The organism is Natronogracilivirga saccharolytica (genome assembly GCF_017921895.1).
In the GTDB taxonomy this organism is placed as follows: Bacteria; Bacteroidota; Rhodothermia; order Balneolales; family Natronogracilivirgulaceae; genus Natronogracilivirga; species Natronogracilivirga saccharolytica.
In genome coordinates, this window is record NZ_JAFIDN010000006.1 from 137,297 (window position 1) to 156,214 (window position 18,918).

At 50.0% G+C, this 18,918-nt stretch carries 16 protein-coding genes and 1 tRNA gene; 7 read left to right on the plus strand and 10 right to left on the minus strand.

The features are described from left to right. Positions 1-7 precede the first annotated feature (7 nt). From clpP to NATSA_RS09190, 3 genes are all read right to left on the minus strand, one after another. Entirely contained in the window at positions 8-661 is a 654-nt protein-coding gene (gene clpP / locus NATSA_RS09180; RefSeq protein WP_210511906.1) for an ATP-dependent Clp endopeptidase proteolytic subunit ClpP, read from the minus strand. After that, positions 658-1,965: a trigger factor gene (gene tig, locus NATSA_RS09185; protein WP_210511908.1), complete on the minus strand. Its 1,308-nt coding sequence runs from the start codon at positions 1,963-1,965 to the stop codon at positions 658-660. Before tig ends, clpP begins: the two co-directional genes overlap by 4 nt. Before the next feature lie 92 nt (positions 1,966-2,057). After that, a tRNA-Leu gene (locus NATSA_RS09190) sits at positions 2,058-2,139 on the minus strand. A gap of 244 nt (positions 2,140-2,383) precedes the next feature. Between NATSA_RS09190 and cutA the strand changes: the two genes are divergently transcribed. Both cutA and NATSA_RS09200 read left to right on the plus strand, forming a co-directional pair. Further along, positions 2,384-2,719, plus strand: a complete 336-nt coding sequence (gene cutA / locus NATSA_RS09195) for a divalent-cation tolerance protein CutA (RefSeq protein ID WP_210511910.1) — start codon at positions 2,384-2,386, stop codon at positions 2,717-2,719. A gap of 19 nt (positions 2,720-2,738) precedes the next feature. Further along, the gene (locus tag NATSA_RS09200) at positions 2,739-3,503 is read left to right on the plus strand and encodes an enoyl-CoA hydratase/isomerase family protein (protein ID WP_210511912.1); all 765 of its coding nucleotides are present in this window, start codon (positions 2,739-2,741) and stop codon (positions 3,501-3,503) included. A 67-nt stretch (positions 3,504-3,570) separates the two neighbouring features. Here NATSA_RS09200 and NATSA_RS09205 read toward each other — a convergent pair whose 3' ends face one another. Beyond that, the gene (locus tag NATSA_RS09205) at positions 3,571-4,560 is read right to left on the minus strand and encodes a DHH family phosphoesterase (protein WP_210511914.1); all 990 of its coding nucleotides are present in this window, start codon (positions 4,558-4,560) and stop codon (positions 3,571-3,573) included. Between the two features lie 90 nt (positions 4,561-4,650). Between NATSA_RS09205 and NATSA_RS09210 the strand changes: the two genes are divergently transcribed. Together NATSA_RS09210 and NATSA_RS09215 are read left to right on the plus strand one after the other, a co-directional pair. Continuing rightward, on the plus strand, positions 4,651-5,298 hold the full coding sequence (locus NATSA_RS09210; protein WP_210511916.1) for a thiamine diphosphokinase: 648 nt from the start codon (positions 4,651-4,653) through the stop codon (positions 5,296-5,298). Positions 5,299-5,302: 4 nt separating this feature from the next. Continuing rightward, positions 5,303-6,685, plus strand: a complete 1,383-nt coding sequence (locus NATSA_RS09215; protein ID WP_210511917.1) for a sodium:solute symporter family protein — start codon at positions 5,303-5,305, stop codon at positions 6,683-6,685. 141 nt (positions 6,686-6,826) lie between these two features. Here NATSA_RS09215 and NATSA_RS09220 read toward each other — a convergent pair whose 3' ends face one another. The 5 genes from NATSA_RS09220 to NATSA_RS09240 all read right to left on the minus strand — a co-directional run bounded on the left by NATSA_RS09220 (position 6,827) and on the right by NATSA_RS09240 (position 11,662). Continuing rightward, the gene (locus tag NATSA_RS09220) at positions 6,827-7,105 is read right to left on the minus strand and encodes a hypothetical protein (RefSeq protein ID WP_210511919.1); all 279 of its coding nucleotides are present in this window, start codon (positions 7,103-7,105) and stop codon (positions 6,827-6,829) included. Positions 7,106-7,136: 31 nt separating this feature from the next. Beyond that, complete coding sequence (gene tsaE / locus NATSA_RS09225) at positions 7,137-7,628, minus strand: tRNA (adenosine(37)-N6)-threonylcarbamoyltransferase complex ATPase subunit type 1 TsaE (RefSeq protein ID WP_210511930.1); 492 nt, start codon at positions 7,626-7,628, stop codon at positions 7,137-7,139. A 52-nt stretch (positions 7,629-7,680) separates the two neighbouring features. Continuing rightward, a complete protein-coding gene (gene porX / locus NATSA_RS09230; RefSeq protein WP_210511932.1) occupies positions 7,681-9,231 on the minus strand; it encodes a T9SS response regulator signal transducer PorX in 1,551 nt (516 codons plus the stop codon). Positions 9,232-9,252: 21 nt separating this feature from the next. Beyond that, the gene (locus NATSA_RS09235) at positions 9,253-9,924 is read right to left on the minus strand and encodes a ComEA family DNA-binding protein (protein ID WP_210511934.1); all 672 of its coding nucleotides are present in this window, start codon (positions 9,922-9,924) and stop codon (positions 9,253-9,255) included. A gap of 127 nt (positions 9,925-10,051) precedes the next feature. Further along, positions 10,052-11,662, minus strand: a complete 1,611-nt coding sequence (locus NATSA_RS09240) for a peptide chain release factor 3 (protein ID WP_210511936.1) — start codon at positions 11,660-11,662, stop codon at positions 10,052-10,054. Positions 11,663-11,980: 318 nt separating this feature from the next. On the opposite strand from NATSA_RS09240, the gene NATSA_RS09245 reads away from it, so the two are divergent. Next, complete coding sequence (locus NATSA_RS09245; protein ID WP_419539866.1) at positions 11,981-13,849, plus strand: sodium:solute symporter family protein; 1,869 nt, start codon at positions 11,981-11,983, stop codon at positions 13,847-13,849. An 85-nt stretch (positions 13,850-13,934) separates the two neighbouring features. Further along, the gene (locus tag NATSA_RS09250; protein ID WP_210511939.1) at positions 13,935-16,532 is read left to right on the plus strand and encodes a glycosyltransferase; all 2,598 of its coding nucleotides are present in this window, start codon (positions 13,935-13,937) and stop codon (positions 16,530-16,532) included. A gap of 36 nt (positions 16,533-16,568) precedes the next feature. Here NATSA_RS09250 and NATSA_RS15475 read toward each other — a convergent pair whose 3' ends face one another. After that, entirely contained in the window at positions 16,569-17,444 is an 876-nt protein-coding gene (locus NATSA_RS15475) for a transglutaminase family protein (RefSeq protein ID WP_210511941.1), read from the minus strand. A 241-nt stretch (positions 17,445-17,685) separates the two neighbouring features. Between NATSA_RS15475 and NATSA_RS09260 the strand changes: the two genes are divergently transcribed. Beyond that, the gene (locus NATSA_RS09260; protein WP_210511943.1) at positions 17,686-18,918 is read left to right on the plus strand and encodes an arginine deiminase; all 1,233 of its coding nucleotides are present in this window, start codon (positions 17,686-17,688) and stop codon (positions 18,916-18,918) included.

The window sequence follows — 18,918 nt, forward strand, 5'->3', positions numbered from 1 at the left end:
CTCCCGGTTACTTTTGCGTTGACGGGCGCTCGAGAACTTTATCTACCAGTCCGTAATCCAGCGATTCTTTGGCATCCATCCACTTGTTGCGGTCCGAGTCGCGAATGATATCATCGGCTTTTTTCCCGGTGTGACTTGCAAGTATATCACTAAGGGTCTGTTTGATCCGGATGATCTCCCGGGCTTCGATTTCTATGTCGCTTGCCTGACCCTGAGTACCTCCCAGCGGCTGATGGATCATGACCCGGGAATGAGGAAGCAGGTTCCGCTTTCCTTTTGTTCCGGCAGCCAGCAGTACGGCTCCCATGGATGCCGCCATTCCCATGCAAATGGTGGATACGTCACAGCGTACATGCTGCATGGTATCATAAATTGCCAGACCGGAAGAGACAACGCCGCCCGGACTGTTGATATACAGATTAATATCCTTTTCAGGGTCATCAGACTCAAGAAACAGCATTTGTGCAACGATAGTGCTGGCAACCGCATCATTAATGGGTGTTCCCAGTATGATGATCCGGTCCTTGAGCAGCCTGGAGTAAATATCAAAAGCGCGTTCCCCGCGGCTTGTGGTCTCAATGACCATGGGAATCAGGCTGTTCTGTGTTTGGGATCCGTCAAAGCTGTTGTCGTCGAACAGCGGTTGGTTGAATGGGTTCATGAGTCGTTCTCTTCGTTACGTTCTTTTTTCTTTTTTTCCTGATACGCCTCTTTGTCGAGTTCGTTCAGGGATATTTCATCAATTATTCTGTCAAAAAGCTTGTCGGTCCGGATATTCTGCCTGAGGTTTTCCAGCTGGTCACCGGACTGGGCATAGAAGTTTTTGACCATTTCCGTCGGAAGGCCGTATCTGGCAGCCTCGGATGCCAGGCGGGCGTCGATATCCTCCTCGGTAATCTCAAGGTCTTCGTGCTTTTTGCCGAGTTCATCCAGAATAAACGCCCAGCGGGCTTCACGCTCGGCATCTTCCCTGACAGACTCCTTGTACTCCTGCTCATCAAAGCCGTCCGGCAGCGGCTGACCCTGTTGCTGCTGTTTCATTCGTTCCAGTAACGAGTCCTGGACTTTTTCCACCAGTGCCGTCGGCACCTCCATATCCGAGTGAGCTTCGATCAGCTTATCCATGATTTCCTGCTTCACCATATCAGCTGATACCTGATCATAGTAATCCTGGATTTGACTGCGGAGTTTGCTCCGGTAGTCATCAACACTCGACAACTGCCCCTGGGTTGCCCCCTTCACAAATTCTTCGTTAAGCTCAGGAATGACTTTCTCATATACCTTTTTGACGGTAAGCTGGAAAGTTTCCGCATCGTCTCCTTCACCCAGGGTGACCTTTACCTCATCGCCTGCTTTTGCACCTTTCAGACCCTTGCGAAAATCGGCGTTTTCGTCATCGTTGAGATCCAGTTCTTTGTCGGTATCCTGCTCATCGGCCTTCGGCTCGCCTTTTTCATCAAGGGGAACAGCATCCACGGTGACCTTGCTTGTTTCCTCAACCGGCTGATCCGACTCCTTCCACGTTGCAGCGCGCTCAAGTGAACTGTTTAGCTCCTCATCAACCTCTTCATCCGTCACGTCGTGTACCATCTTGTCGATTTCAAGGCTTGACAGATCGGTCATTTCAAAATCAGGTTTGACACCAATCCCGATCTTTACTTCCAGCTGCCCGTTCTCCCAGCTCATATCCTCAAAGCGCGGCTCACCAACCGGCTCATATTTGGGTACAATTTCATCACGGAATACTTCCTGGACATAATTGTTGATTTCTTCGGATTCAATCTCTTTGCCGAACCTTTTTTTAACAATTGAAACGGGTACCTGACCGGGGCGAAAACCGGGCATATTGATCTTCTTCCGGTACTCCCGAAACGCCTTTTCAAATCTCGGTTTCAGATCTTCCTCGGTGGCTGTGATCGTAATAACTTTATCAACCTTGCTTTTGTCTTCTACGGATATATTCACTTATATAAGAAATTAGGGTTCACGTATTAAAAAAGAATGTCGTTATGTATCTGCCAGTTAACAGTTTCCGCACCCGGAAGGGTTCCGCCAAGTACGAGAGGGGGGACTCGAACCCCCACGCCTTTCGGCACTAGATCCTAAATCTAGCGTGTCTACCAATTTCACCACTCTCGCATCACTTTTCCGGCCCGTCCTGCCTGCTGATTACTGACGGCCTGTTCTGCCAGTACCTGTATCGAAATTAGCCTGTTAATATACTTAAAAGAACGCCATTTATCAACGAATGGGGAGGGTTGCAGATTTTGTGATTTGTCGTGTTTTGTGTTACTGGCTGAATCATTATTTTTTCATCAGCATTTTCTTCTTTCTGTTTTGCCTGTTCATAAAACCTGCGGAATCTTTCACCAAGGAAAAACACATGAATTATCTCTTTGTCTACATCACAGCATCAGACAGAAAGGAAGCAGAGACCATAAGTGACGCACTGATCAGCGAACGGCTTGTCGCATGCACCAACATTATTGATACCATGAGCGCCCTGTTCTGGTGGGATGGCGGGGTGCAGAGTGAAGACGAGGTTGTACTGATCGCAAAAACAACTGCAGAAGCATTCCCGAAACTTGAACAAAGAGTACTGGATCTTCACAGTTATGAATGCCCGTGCATTATTGGTATGCCCATTGCTTCAGGCTATCAGGGATATCTGGACTGGATCAGCGAGGAGGTCCGGCCCGGATCGAAACGTCAATCATAACCGCTAACAACTACCGCCCGTGGCTGTCGTAGAAGTAAAGAAAAAAAAACATATATACTGGGCTGAGATCAACCGCCCCGACTCCAACAACTCCATTGATTTCGAGGTTATGGACATGCTTGAGAAGCTCCTCGATGAAATGGAAAAGAACAACCATATCCGCGTTCTTGTTTTCAGCGGTGCCGGGCAGGATTATTTTGTTTCTGGTGGCAATATCAAGGCGTTTTCATCCCTGAAAACAGAAGAAGAGGGACGTGAGATGGCAAGCCGCATGGCTTCCATACTGGAAAGGCTGGAAAACAACCGGTTCTGGACTCTGGCCTGTGTGAATGGAGAAGTTTACGGGGGCGGATGTGAACTGCTGCTCGCTTTTGATTTTGCCATTGCCAGCAAAACCGCGACTTTTGCCTTTACGCAGTCCCGTCTGGGCATACCTCCGGGATGGGGCGGTGTCACCCGGCTGGTGGAGCGGGTAGGACGATCCAGGGCTCTTGAATGGCTGGGAAGCAATCAGACTATCAGTTCTGATGATGCACTTCAAACCGGATTGATAAATAAACTGTCCATCACATCTGAGCTGCGGCGAAATACCTGGGAGTGGGCGCTGGAGTTGTCACGTGTTGAACCCGATCTGATCGAGGAGCTCAAAAAGGGTAGTAAATACGCCCTTGATGCACCGCGGGATGAGTCCCTGAAAAGAGAGCTGGATCAATTTGCCCGTTTCTGGGGCACAAACCAGCATCATGAAAAAGTGGCCGACTATCTGGCAAGGTCCCGGAAATAACCGCACTGTCTCAGTTTTACCGCACTGTCTCAGTTTTACCGCACTGTCTCAGTTTTACCGCACTGTCTCAGTTTTCAGGGTTTTCCTTGTCACGGATCAGCGGAGAAAAATAATCTATCAGATCATCAATGGACTTGTCCAATGGTCCGCCATGCCATCCCCCGGCAGCATTAAAATGACCCCCGCCCTGAAAATCACGCGCCACCTTGTTCAGATCTATTCTGGATTTTCCGCGAAAGCTGATTTTATACCGATCCTCTCTCTCATACAGCAATAAGGATACCCATACCCCATTTATGCTAAGGGCGTAATTGACAAACCCCTCAATATCATCCTGACTGCATCCGGTATCCCGGAGCATCTTTTCTGTGACATAAGTTACGGCCAGCCTGTCGTTGCAGTACAGTGATATATTGTTCAGCGTAAGTCCCAGCAAATGATACTGTGAAAGGGATTTACTATCGTAGATCTGTTCATATACATCACTCGGCTTAATCTTGCCGAGTGAGATAATTTCACTTATGGCAGAATGGGTCTCGGCTGTTACAGAATCAAACCGGAATGACCCGGTATCGGTCACGATTCCGGTGTAGAGCGCCTCGGCAACTTCCTTGTTGATTAAACTGCGGTCAACGGCAGTAAACAGCTTGAATACAAGATAGGCGGTGGAACTGGCTTCCGGATTCCAGCAGTGACCGGCAAAAAAGTTCTCCGGAGGATCCAGATGGTGGTCTATCAGGTAAATTGGCTTATCGGTTTTCTCAAAATAGTCTGACATGTTCCCGAATCTCGACGGGTGATTGCCGTCAATAAATACGAAGGCATCGCATTCGTCAAGTTTTTCTTTTTCCGGGACCGTGATTTTTTCCTGATGTGTCAGCCACGTCAGATTGTCCGGCACAGGGTCATCATTGAACATCCGGGCCTCAATCCCCTGTTTCCTGAACCAGAAATAAAGAGCCAGCTGGGAACCAATCGCATCACCGTCCGGACTGATGTGCGTTATCAGGCCGGGCTTTTTGAGGGATGCCAGAGTTTGGGCAAATGTTTTATACATGTTGTTTATTTTGTTCTGATTACTGCATCTTCATATAATCACGCTTTCCCGAAATAATTCAAAATTTATAAAAATCGTTTTACCGGCTTTATGCAATTTCTTGTAGTGGCCAATGGTGAAAGACCATCACGCGGACTTTTTACCATGCTTCATCAGTATTGTGATTCCATGATCGGCGCCGATGGCGGGGGCCATACCGCGCTTGCCTACGGATACCGGCCCGACGCAATAGTCGGTGACCTGGACAGCTTTCCGGAAACCGGGAAGCTGACCTGCGAGATTATTCACAACCCCGATCAGGAAACCAACGATCTTGAAAAGGCTCTGGATTACGCCCTCACTCACGGCGCCACGCGGGTTGATGTCATCGGAGCCACCGGTCTGCGAACCGACCAGACTCTGAAGAACCTGTCGGTCTTGCAGCAGTTTTCACCCCGGTTCGAACACCTGGCTTTCTGGGATGACCAGCTGTACATGCGCATTGTGCCCAAAAGTTTTTCAATAGAACTGCCGCCCGGAAACCTTGTTTCACTTTTCCCGATGTCAGGAAAAGTAAAGGGAATCAAAACTTCCGGACTGCGTTATCCTCTGAATAATGAAACACTCCGGAACGGGTACCGGGACGGTTCATCAAATGTCGTGATTGACGGAAGTGTTACCATAACCTATCAGACAGGCGCGCTGCTGTTTATGACTGCCACCGGCGAACATCTGGTAAAGACTAAAAAAGATTCCTGATCCCGTGCACGGCATCGACTTCATTATTATCGCCGCGTACTTCACCGGCCTGCTGGCTCTTGGATTTTTCAGGCGGGGTTCAACCGAAACAGAACAAAGTTTTCTGCTTTCAGGCCGCACCATTTCTCTGCCGGCATTTGTAGCAACGCTTGTTTCAACCTGGTATGGGGGAATACTGGGTGTCGGCGAATACAGCTATCAGTTCGGGATTTCACAATGGGTATTGTTTGGACTGCCTTATTATGTATTTGCACTTCTGTTTGCCGTTTTTCTGGCGGGAAAAATACGCGAAAACAAAGCACTCACCATTCCCGAAGCCCTTGCCAAAACCTATAAATCCAAAACCGGCAATGTCTCTGCGGTTCTGATTTTTCTGCTGGTCAGCCCGGCCCCTTATATTCTTATGCTGGGGATGCTTTTCCGTTTTGTGACCGGCTCTGATGCTCATCTGCTGATTTTCGCATCCCTGACAGCCCTGTTTTCGGTACTTTATGTCAGCATTTCCGGATTCCGGGCCGTCATCCGAACCGATATTCTGCAGTTTGCCCTGATGTTCATCGGATTCATCGTTCTGATTGCCCTTGCCATCCAAAGTGCAGGCCCGCCCCGGGATATCTGGAGTCAGCTGTCGGAAACACATCAGGATCCCCTTGGCGGACATAATATTCAGTACCTGCTGGTCTGGTTTTTTATAGCTCTCTGGACCTTTGTCGACCCTTCGTTTCATCAGCGCGCCGCAGCTGCAAAAACCCCGGCTACTGCCCGGAAAGGAATTTTTCTCTCTGTAGGCTTCTGGTTTTTGTTTGATATTCTGACTGTCCTTGGCGGCCTGTACGGATTTGTTATCCTTGGTGAAATTGACAACCCGGTACTTGTATATCCCGAACTGGGAGCTTATCTGCTGCCCGCCGGGTTGTCCGGAATCTTCTTCCTGACGCTTCTGGCCACAATTATGTCGACCCTTGACAGCTTTCTTCTTATTTCCGGTCAGACAATAGGAAGGGACCTGGCCGCGAAACTCTGGAAACCGGAGAAAAGTATTTTGCTTACCCGATGCGGTATGCTTCTGTCTGCCATACTTGGCATCATTCTGATTGTCATCTACCCGAGTGTGGTAACGTTATGGTATGTAATCGGTTCTGTTCTGATACCGGGATTGCTGTTTCCGGTTCTGGGTATTTATCTTCCTGTTTTCAGACTGCAAAGGGACAAGGCGACTCTTTCACTGATTATTCCGGTGCTGGTTTCTTCGGCCTGGATGATGCTTGGCACACTCACTGCTGACGACCTGTACAGTTATGCCTTTCTTGGACTGGAGCCCTTTTACCCCGGTTTGATTAGCGCAGCGGCACTTTGGTATTTCGGACGTCAGCAAACGGCAGAATAACACAACTGCGATCTGGCTCCGATTAGCCTCCGATCAAGCTGTTCATGAACCTGATCATGTATATGCTATATGTACATTCTGCAGGTATGCCTTTTTCAGGAACCGGACCTCCCTGTGTTCCGGAAAGTCAGAACTTCTTAGCTAAACGTTTTTCAAAAGGTGGGACAGATTCAGCTTATGAATCGGAATCAGGTATTTTGTTTCAAAAGCATCTTTATGGATGCCGTACTCCCCCGTACCGCGAAAATCGACAATACAGAAACGGTCTACCACTTTCAGAATCTCCCCGATCCCGTAAAATTCGGGACATGGTCCGTAATAGACAAGATCTCCGGTGTTCAGGTCATTCATTGCCCTTCTGTGAAAGGGCAGAATGACCGGCAACCGGTCGATGCGATATGGCAGCCGTTTAGTTTCCATGCTTTATCTGAAAAATGCAAAAATACAAAATTCAGTCCTGACGATGAATTGAAATTTCTCTGATTTGTTCACTGACGTGGGTTATGCTGACCTGCCAGAGGCCGTCCGGCAGCAAGCCGGCGATCTTTTCCGGCCACTCTATAAGAGTAATCCCGTTACCGTACAAATATTCATCAAGTCCGAATTCGAGAGCTTCATCAGGATGATTCAGTCGATAGCAGTCGAGATGATAGACCGGGATCCGCCCCTGATATTCGTGGATCAGAGTAAACGTAGGAGACTGCACCTCGGCGTGCGGAATATCAAAAAACTCAGCTATGCCTTTAGCGAAGTGTGTTTTCCCGGCACCGAGATCACCTGAAAGCAGAACGATGTCTCCTCTCTGCAGCTGTGCGGCGAATAATTTGCCTGCCTCAATGGTCTGCTCTTCTGATACAGAACGTGTATGGAACTGTGGGTTTTCAGGTTCGGGATTAGCCGAATTACTGGCTCCGGTAATTCTCTTGTTGCTGGGTGACGTCATCCTGAATAAGAGTAATCACTGCAAGACAGCAGTGCTGTGATAAACTGGATTATTATGATTTCGGGGTCAGATGAACCAATGGCAGGATCATCTCTTCCATGGAGGCTCCTCCATGCTGAAATGTATCCCGGTACTTGTTTTGAAATTTGTTGTAGTTGGTCGGATACACAAAATAGTAATCTTCTTTGGCAATGATGTAATTGGTATTCATGTTTGCCCTGGGCAGGAAATAGTCTCCCGGCCGGGTGATATGGATGGCCGCATCATCATCACATTTAAGGTGTCTGCCGAACTTGTACCTGAGACTGGTGGATGTGTCGCGATCACCAAGCACTTTGGTATCCCGCATGGCACGAATGGATCCATGATCTGTGGTAATGATGATGTTGACATCCTGCTCCGATAACTTCTTGAGCATCTGGAACAGCGATGAATGGGCAAACCAGGTCTGGGTCAGCTCCCGGAAAGCCGTAACATCCGGCGCAATCTCCTTGAGCACCTGAGAGTCAGACCTGGAATGGACAAGCGTGTCCACAAAGTTGATCACAAACGCACTGAACTGAGACTGCGTGTAATTCAAAATCTTGTCCGAGATCTTCTTTCCTTCGGCAGTCTGGAGTATTTTTTCGTATTTGGGCCTGATACCCGTTTTCTTTCTTTCAAACTGTGCCGCAAGCAACTCTTCCTCATGCTGATTCAGTGACGTCTCATTTTCATCTCCGTGTGTCCACAGCTTCGGATAGTGCTTCTCAATCTGAGAGGGATACAAGCCTGCAAAAATGGCATTTCTCGAATACGGTGTTGCCGTAGGCAAAATGGAGTAGTAAAAGTCGGTGGTTATCTGATAATAAGGACGCAGCATCTTCTCAAAAACCAGCCACTGATCATATCGCATGCAGTCGATCAAAAACAAAAAGGTACTTTTTCCTTCATCCATTTTCGGCATCACCACCTCGCTGACCAGGTCCGGAGACAGCATCGGTCTGTCCTCCCTGCTGGCCCTCAGCCAGTCATAGTATTCGTTTTCGATAAACTTTCCGAACTCCAGATTGGCGGTTTCGAACTGATCCTGCAGGACCTGCTGCAACCCTTCTTCCGAACCCTGAAGCTCCATATGCCAGTTCGTCAGCCGCTTGTAGATTGTGATCCACTCGTCCCAGTCCGGCTGCTCGTTTATCATCATCGTGATTTCATTGAAACTGCGCAAATAGGTCTGGGCGGACTTCTCATCCCTGATGCGTCGGCGGTCCAGAATCCGCTTGACAGTCAGCAGAATCTGATTGGGATTGACAGGCTTTATGAGATAATCGGAAATCTTCCCCCCGATGGCATCTTCCATGATCTCCTCTTCTTCGCTCTTGGTGATCATGACAACGGGTATTCCCGATTTCAGCGTTTTGATCTCATTCAATGTGGCCAGCCCGTCCATTCCCGGCATCTGCTCATCCAGAAAGATGATATCATAATCCTGCTTTTCAATCAGTGCAAGAGCGTCTTCGCCGTTTGTGACGGGTGTCACATTGAAGCCCTTGTTCTCAAGAAATATCATGTGCGGTTTGAGCTGGTCAATCTCATCATCAACCCAAAGAATCGAAATACTCATTAACTGTCCGTTTGCTGTGGTTTAATCTGGTTTTTCCTTTATATCAAAAACTATGTACTCCCGAATATTTTCTAATGTAACGGGGCCAATGCCCGAGACGTTCAATAAATCATCCGGCCCGGAAAAGTGTCCGTTTTTATTGCGATATGAAACTATACGCTCCGCAGTGACCGGACCGATTCCCGGAAGGCGCGTCAACTCATCTGCTTCAGCACTTTGAATATTCACCGGTTCCGTCTGATCACCGGCATCATCACGGTCATAACCGGCGGAACCCTCCGAATCCAACTCCTCCTTTATTCCATCATCTGAAGTTGCATTGCGGTGAGAGAAATTCGCTGACGCAAGTTCTTCATTCTGAAGACGCTGAAATTCCGGGTTTATTGTAACAACAGGTTCGGACGGAACGACCGCTCCCGACTGCTGCACAGCTTTTTCAAACACTTGCCTGTTGCGAAGTGGAAAATATTGCGCCAGGACAAGTTGCCGCTCCCGCTCTTCTATCCCTGACAGGCGCTTGAACTCAGCAATTACGGGTTCATAATAACTCATATCATAGACAGTCCGGGATGGCATGACATATGTAAACCCGCTTATTATCAGATTGGCTGATATGAGTAAAAGGATCACCCGCCGCTCCCCTGCAGTAATCTGCAACTCCTCCATCCAGAAAAAAAACTGTCTTTGCCACATTGCACTTATTGGGTTTGTTTAGGGTTGTCTGTTGATCAGAACACGGTGTTCTACCTGTTCGTGACTGTCAGACAAACAAACCCCGCAGCCCTTACATCCATGGCAAAAAATGGTACAAACCGGAAGGCTATTTTTTGAACCTGAGCAGGTTTTCCTCCCCGACAGCCTCAACGGCCGTATTGAGCGCATACATGCTTTCAAAAAGCACAATCGGATGCCCTTCAATGTCAAATGTCACATTGGTTGAATAAGCGGCTTTAAGTTTGGCTATCACCTTCTCATCATCCGGCAGCCAGCGTGCGGCAATATATGTCGTAGGCGTCAGGTTTATTTCTGCCTTGTACTCTGTTTTCATGCGATGTTCGACAACCTCAAACTGCAGCGCACCGACTGTACCGAGCAGCAACTCATTGCCAACGCCGCCGGGCACTTCAAAAACATTGACCACACCTTCTTCTGAGAGCTGTTTGAGTCCTTCCCGCAACTGTTTTCTTTTGAACGGGTCTTTGGAGGTAGCCTTGCGGAAATGTTCCGGAGAAAAAAGCGGAATCACGTCAAAATTTACCGGCTCACCATAATACAAGGTACTGCCGATCCGGAAATCACCCGGATTGAAGAGTGCCACAATATCACCGGGATAGGCCGTGTCCAGCAGCTTACGCTCCTCTCCCATAAGGCTGTGCGGAGTGGCCATCCTCAGCTTCCGGCCGTTATCTGCCAGCTTCACCTCCATTCCGCGTTTAAACATGCCCGAAGTAACCCGGACAAATGCGGTACAATCGCGGTGCTCCGGATTCATGTTTGCCTGGAGCTTGAAAACGAAACCGGAGAAATCCTTTTCCAGATTGTGCAGCTCACCTTTGTCGTTTTCGTAGGGTTTGGGCGCAGGGGCAAGCTCCCGGAAATAATTCAAAAACAGATCCAGTCCGAAATTGTTGAGCGCCGAACCGAAGAAAACCGGAGAGGCCTCGCCGTTCTGAAACTGGCCGCGATCCATGGCATCAAACTCATCGCCGATGAGCTCAAGCTCTTCGAAGTACGCTTCTCTCGCTGCCTGGCCCAGGGTGCTTTCTTCCAGTCCCTGTTCCAGAGGCAGAAGCTCAGCATCGGCTTTCAGTGCGCCATGCTTGTTCTTTTTGTAAAGGTTCAGTTCTTTGCCGATGAGATCATAGACGCCCTGGAAATCGGCGCCGTAGCCAATCGGCCAGCTTGCGGGTATGGCAGTCACCCCCAGCTTTTCTTCAATATTGCTCAGCACCTCCAGCGGCTCCATACCCGGACGGTCGCACTTGTTGACAAACGTGATCACCGGAATTTTTCTCAGCCGGCATACTTCAAACAGCTTTTCAGTCTGCTCTTCGACACCCTTGGCAACATCTATCACCATAAGCGCACAATCCGCAGCAATAAGTGTTCGGAATGTATCTTCGGAAAAGTCTTTGTGACCGGGGGTGTCCAGCAGGTTATACCTGATACCGTCTTTTTCAAACCTCAGCACCGAGGAGGTTACGGAGATGCCACGCTCCTGTTCGATGGCCATCCAGTCGGAGGCAGCGTGCCTGGCGGCTTTTCGCTGCTTGATGGATCCGGCCTCATGGATGGCGCCGCCATAGAGAAGCAGCTTTTCTGTCAATGTGGTCTTACCCGCATCGGGATGGGAAATGATGGCAAACGTTCTGCGCGACGCGACTTCCCCGGCAATTCCGTTTTCTTTCACTTTGGTCTGGACTTCAGGCATATGTAATAATCAATTTTTGACAACTGGGCAATATACGAAAAATTGGAATTATTCTCCCGCTTACCGTAACGCCTAACCGGTTTCAGCCGCCGGAACCGGCATCCGGTATCCCATATCCGCCATCCCGCAATTTTTTACATTGAAATTGGTTCCCGTTTCTGCCATATTCAACTCTGCATTTATAGAAACAGCATGTTCCATTACAGGGACGTACATGGAACCACATCAGGCCGCTGATCAAAAGTATTGCGATCGCTTTGCGGTTATCTGATAACTATTAATAAAAATGTGAGGTATAGTGACGTGGACGCACAGGGCATGGTTTCGACCTTGACAACACTGGACTGGATGCTGGTGGCATCCTATTTCGTACTTTCACTTGGCATAGCACTTTATTTCTATTCCCGTGCCGGTCGGAATACCACTGAATTCTTCCTTTCCGGACGCAACATGCCCTGGTGGATTATCGGAACAAGCATGGTTGCTACCACGTTCGCCGCCGACACGCCGCTGGCTGTCACGGAGATGGTGGCCGAAAACGGAATTGCCGGAAACTGGCTTTGGTGGAACTTCCTGATGGGTGGCATGCTGACCGTTTTCTTTTTTGCCCGACTGTGGAGACGAAGCGGCGTCCTGACCGATGTCGAGTTTATTGAACTTCGCTACAGCGGGCCTGAGGCAGCATGGCTGCGCGGACTCAAGGCTATATACTTCGGCCTTCTGATGAACGTCATCATTCTGGGATGGGTCAGCCTCGCTATGGAATCCATATTCAATGTCCTGTTTCCGGGCATGACCTTCTTCGGACATGAATACTTCTCGTTTCTGGGTGTCACCGTGAGCGCCCCGCTGGCACTGGTCGGCTGCCTGATCATTTTCGTTGCCGTTTACTCGCTCATCTCCGGGCTTTGGGGAGTTGCCGTGACGGATATCTTCCAGTTTGTCATCGCACTCGGCGGGACCATTGTCCTCGCCTTTTATGCCGTCAACATTCCGGAAATCGGCGGTATTTCCGGCCTGCAGGAGCAGCTTCCGGATGAAACCTTCAGCTTCCTTCCCACCGTCGGCCAGACTGCCGAGGGGGTCGCCGTACTGACACTCAGCGTCGGCGCCTTTGCCGCCTACTTCGGTGTCCAGTGGTGGTCCAGCTGGTACCCCGGATCTGAGCCCGGCGGCGGCGGCTACATCGCCCAGCGCATCATGAGTGCAAAAGATGAAAAACACTCGCTCTTTGCCACACTTTGGTTCAACATCGCTCACTACTGCCTCCGGCCGTGGCCCTGGATTATAGTCGCCCTTGTATCACTGGTGCTCTATCCGGACCTCTCCGATTCACGGGAAGGCTTCGTGCTGGTGATGCGGGATGTACTGCCGCCCGGCCTGCTCGGGCTGCTGTTTGCAGCTTTCCTGGCTGCCTTCACCAGTACCTTTGCTGCTCATCTGAACTGGGGGACATCCTACCTGGTAAATGACTTCTGGCGGCGGTTTATCAAGTCGGACGGCACTGAAAAATATTATGTCGCTGTATCCCGTATCGTGACTTTCCTGCTTGCCGTTACCGCTTTTATCGTCACCACACAGCTCGACACCATCAAACAGGCATGGGGGCTGGTGCTGACAGCATCCGGCGGACTTGGACTGGTGCTAATTCTGCGGTGGTACTGGTGGCGGATCAACGCATGGAGCGAGCTGGCCGCATCGCTTACACCCATTTTCCTGGTGATACTGGTTCTTTTCGGTGTGCCCGTACCCGGCCTGACCGATCCGTTCCCGCTGAATCTTTACTACGTAGTGGCAATTACCACCGTTGTCTGGCTTCTGGTCACGTATCTGACAAAGCCTACCGAACACAAAAAGCTCACTCATTTTTACCGTCGTGTCCGGCCGGGCGGACCGGGATGGAAGCCGCTTGAAGCTGAAAATCCGGACATTTCTTCTGACGGGTCGCTCTGGCCGCTTCTGGGCAACTGGGTTGCCGGTGTCGTTCTGGTCTACATGGTTCTGTTCGGGTTCGGACACTTCCTGTTCGGAAACTACGGATACTTCCTGATCTGTGCTATATTTGGATTGGGCGCCATCGGATTCCTCTACTGGGATCTGAGCAAACGCGGTTTTGATACGGTGATAGAACATGATCCGTCCGGAAAAGACGCTGGCGGCAATGACAAAACAGACTCTGGCAGTTGATTTATTCTTGATAATTACGTATCACGGGTAATAATACTTTTATTGTATTGGGGATCGTGACCATCAACCGGGCCAAACTATTCTCGTGTATACACCTGAACCACAAATATCTGTCATCTGCGTTTTTCGGAACCGCAAGGAGTCGATCACGCCTACTGTCAAAGCTCTTTTTTCCATTAAGGAAGTCCCTTGCGAGTTTATTATTATTGATGATGCCTCCACTGACGGCAGTACGGAAAAACTGCGGTCACTCATGGAGTCTTATCAGAACGAACAGACCTATTTTTTTGAACTGGACTCTCCGCGTGGCCGCGGCAACTGCCTGAATATGGCACTTGAGCACATTCGCGGACGGATTATCTGGATCCCTGAAAGTCTGCACACCGTGGATCAGGAGCTGCTTGCAGCAGCAGCCGGGGAACTCAGATCCTCAGAGAGTCCCCTTGCAGTGGCCACAGAAGAACCCTTGCCCGGGTCTGCCATTGACTGGCTTCAAATGCTCAAGAATGATCGTATTCCCTTCGACCGGAACTACCTTTTTGATATCGAAAAAATCCCGCCCGCTCAGCAGTTTGCCGACCCGCACTGGTCCTCAAGGCATGCTTCGGAATGGGCAATGCGGCTGCATTCAAGGCATGACATTATTTCCGTTAAACCATTTGCCGACGGAAGCAGCGACCATCTTGCCATGGATGACCGCACCCGGAAAGAATGCGTTTATTCGCTGCTGCGCGATCCGGAACTGTCGTTTTCCAGTCAGGAAAAAGCCTTCCGGATGCTTCGGAGTTTCGGCCATACGGATAGTGAGCAGGACGCAGAAAGCTCTGAAATTTTATACAGCCAGGCTCAATCCCTGTTCAAAACCGGTGACAGTGTGTCGGCCCTCGATCTGCTAAACCGCATTCTGGCCAGCGATCCCGGTCACAAAAGGTCGCGTTCATTCAAGATCTCTATCCTTGAAAAAATGCGGCGTTATGTTGAAGCCGCTGAGGAGAAACACTCAATCCAGTCCCGTGATTCATCGGAAGAGGTCCCCGATGAGCAGGAAGCCATTCCGGAACTACAGGATTCCTCGCAGAAGGAACCGGCAGAATCCGGTCAGGATTATTCTGAAGAAACCGGACAGACTCCGGAATCTGCTGAACCGGCAAGCGAAACTGAAAAAACATCAGTACAAGCCGATCCTGCAGAAGAAACTGAAAAGATTCCGGAGGCTCCTGAATCAGCGGACGATATTTCAGATTCAACGGAATCAGCTGAGCTGACCGACTCCACCCAGGAAGACACTGCCTTCAGACGACAAGGTGATGCGCGGGAAGATGAAACAACCGGACAACACCACACTGCTGCCGGCACCTCTGTCAGGGTGAACTATCGCAAGGAAATCAGCAATCAGCTACCTTTAACCATCATTATCCCCACCTCAACCATCAGGCGGCAGGTGCTTGAAGACTGTCTGACCTCCGTATTCCGGTACACCGCCTCCGGGCAGACAAAGATTATTGTCATCGATAACGGATCCGTTGACGATACCGACGAGTACCTGGACTCACTTATCCGTGAAAATCGTCCCGTCACCGTTCTGAGCAACGAACGAAATCTCGGATTTGCCGCAGCTGTCAACCAGGGACTTGCAAAAGCCGGGGATGGAATTGTTGTGGTCATGCACAATGATGTTATTCTGCGCGGACCTGTACCTGCGAGGCTGGCACGGGTGCTTGATGAAAATCAGGACATCGGACTGGTAGCACCAAAAGCCGATCGCACATGGAGTCCCCTTCAGCACCTGAACGGTATCGGTGATGACACCCGGCAAAATCCTGAAACCGATTCTGACAGTCCGTTTACAGAAGTGGATCTTGTCGACGGATACATGATGGCCTTCCGTAATGAACCCGGACTCACAATGAGCAAAGATTACGGGCTGGCTTACTTTGATGATGCGGATTTCTGTTTCCGGCTGCAAAAAAAGGGATACCGCATTGTCATTGACAATCGTGAAACGGTTACTCACTTGTACGGGCAGACAACCAGTGATCTCGGGCTGAATATGCGCGGCAAGGCTTACTGGAAGAACGCCGCATTGTTTCAAAGCGAATGGAGCCTGGAGCCGCAGTTCCCCGCAGAAAATACCGTTGACGACTCCATCCGCCAGTTCATTATCATCGGTGAACTGATCAACCCCTTCTATCCCGAAAAGCATCTTCTCGACTACTTCTGGAAACTGTTCACCAGCGAACAGAAAACAAGAGTTTACAATTCGGATTTCCCGTCCGGCGAACTGAAAGCGATGATCAGGGTGATGATGGCGGCAAACCAGCGTGAAATCCTGCGCCGGCTTGAACAGCAGCTGAATTCTTATCCGCCGGATATGCAGCTTTATCATGACCTGATCGTGTTCTACTTTGACCGGACGATCTATTCACGATGCAAGCTCTATCTGGACAAAATCGGTGATCATGAGATGCCCTCTGATCTGGCCATCTACCAGCTGAAAATTGCAATCGGTGAAAAAGATTACGGAAAGGCTGCAAAACTGCTGGAAAACCTGATGGAGGAACTTCCTACTCATCCTGAGATCCTGCTGTCGGCTGCGGAGATCCACAGAAAAAGCGGAAACAGGGAACAGTCTGAGAAGTTCATGTCACTTGCCAGGACCTTCAATCCGTACATCCGGCCCTGACCGCAAGTCTGCACCGAACCTCAGGACCCGGCCGTCTCAGCAGGCAACAACGTATTCAAGCAGACGCTCAAGCTCTCTCACCCTTTGTGTGCAGCCTCGCTTTTCGTAGCTGATTTTCAGATTTCGTATGGTTCTGGCCAGCATATCGGTTTCCAGTGCCCTCTCAAAATGGACTGACTTCGGAACAATCCCGCTTTTCCTCAAAAAATAGGAGCACTGATCCAGACTGACAATCCGGCCGCCATTATAAGGATCTATAAATGTGGAAGTGCTTTCGGTTTCATATTTAATGAGAAAATGAATCGGCATGTTGACGCCGTACAGCGGCATATCAAGCCGGGAGGCTACAAACAGCATCACCATACTAAGCGACAGCGGGATACCCTTCCTCCGCTGAAGCACTTTGTGAAGGTAAGAGTTGTCCGGACTCGTGTAATCTTCGGTATCGCCCTTGAAGTATTCGTTTTTGAAGAAAAAGGAGATAAACGTCTCGAGCTTCTCGCCGGAGGTAAGACCGGCACCGAGCGAAGGCTCAAGGCGGGCAGCCATCCTGTCCAGCTGGCGTTTGTACAGATCGGTCCGCAGCGTGGGATTGTCCAGACGGCAAAGCATCAGCTGGATGCGTTCCAGGGACCCCGGAGAATCGAGTCCGAGATCCATCAGTTCGGCAAACTCCTGCTCAAACGACGGGAATGTGAGCTTGTGGATCAACCCGGAAAGCCGGTTCCTGAGGGAAGTGTCGCTGATTTCTTCTCTGATCTCATCGAGCAACGGCACATCCTGTTCTCCGAGCAGTGACAGCTGCTCATTGACCCTGGACTGTACAAACGTATCGGGATCATCCATGAGAGCAACAATAGCTCTCAGCTCGTTCCTGGTAATTTCCCTGGTTGATGTCTTTGCGGTAATCACTTTCGCGCCACTGGGACTGATTTATGGTTCGTATCGAGGTAACATATCTGCAATCAGAATCGTTTAAATTGATTTTGAGCTTTATCATACACCCTTTACCTTTGACTTCTGCTGTGTCATTCACTTTATGAGCATTGATAATGTGCAGCAGGGGTCTGGTTCAAACCGCCGGAACCGGAAAAACGCAATACAGTTACATCCATACCTAAAACCGCATCGTCCCCCACAATTACATATTTTCATGAAGCTGCATGTCTATTCCGAAACAGGGCCGCTCAGCGCAGTGATTGTTCATACTCCCGGGAAAGAGGTCTCGCTTGTAAATCCGGAGTTGCGAGAACAACTTCTTTTCGATGACATCATATTCGAGGCGGATGCCCGGCAGGAGCATCTCGAAATGATCGAGATTTTCAGAGCCGCCGTTCCCGACAGAAAAAATGTATTTGAGATCTGTGACCTCGCAATTGAAACACTCGCAATTGAACGTGCGCGGATATTCTTCATTGATGAGCTTATCCGCTCCCTCCCCGGTTCGAACATCCATCCGCTGCGCTCTGAGCTGCTTGACCTTGACGCTGCCGGCCTGCTGGAGCTGATTGTCACCGGCATGACCGCCAGCCTGCCGAAGCTCACGCTCGATCCGGCACCAAACATGCTGTTTACCAGGGATCTGGCTTCCGTCGTCAATGACCGTATTATTCTTTCACGTGCCGCCAAACCGGCGCGGGTCCGGGAATTCCTGCTGATGGAAACCATCGCCCGGTTCCATCCCCTTTTTGACTCGCTGAAGAAAAACATCATACACATCGGGAAGCAGGACAGTGTGGAAGGCGGGGACATCCTTGTTGCTTCTGAAGAGGTGGTACTGGTGGGCATAAGCGAACGTACTACGTTCAGCGGCCTGCTGAGCATCACGGAAAAACTGCTCCGGGACAGTGTCCGGCATGTAGTGGCGGTGGATATGCCGAAGCAGCGCTCATCCATGCACCTGGACACCATTTTCACCTTCGCACGTCAGGATGAATGCATTGTCTTCCCCCCGGCAATAACCGAGCGGCGCAACAACATATCGGTTTTCAGCCGCGTCGGCGACCGTATTGTAGTAGAACGAAGGGAGACCCTGCAAAAAACGCTTGAAGAACTTTTCGGGCACCCGGTGACCTTTATAAAATGCGGTGGAGAAAACCTGACCAATCAATACCGCGAGCAATGGACCGACGGCGCCAATGTCTTTGCACTTGCACCCGGGGTTATTGTCGGATACGAGCGAAATACCGAAACGTTCAAAATGATGAAAAAACATGGTTACCGCATCCTTAACCAGAGGGAGTTCACCGAGGAATGGCGCGACAAACCCTTCCGTCCCGGGCCGGATGAAAAACTCGCCATTACTTTCCAGGGCAACGAACTTTGCCGCGGTCGCGGCGGGGCCCGCTGCATGACTCTGCCCATAATCCGCCATAAGGCATTTTAA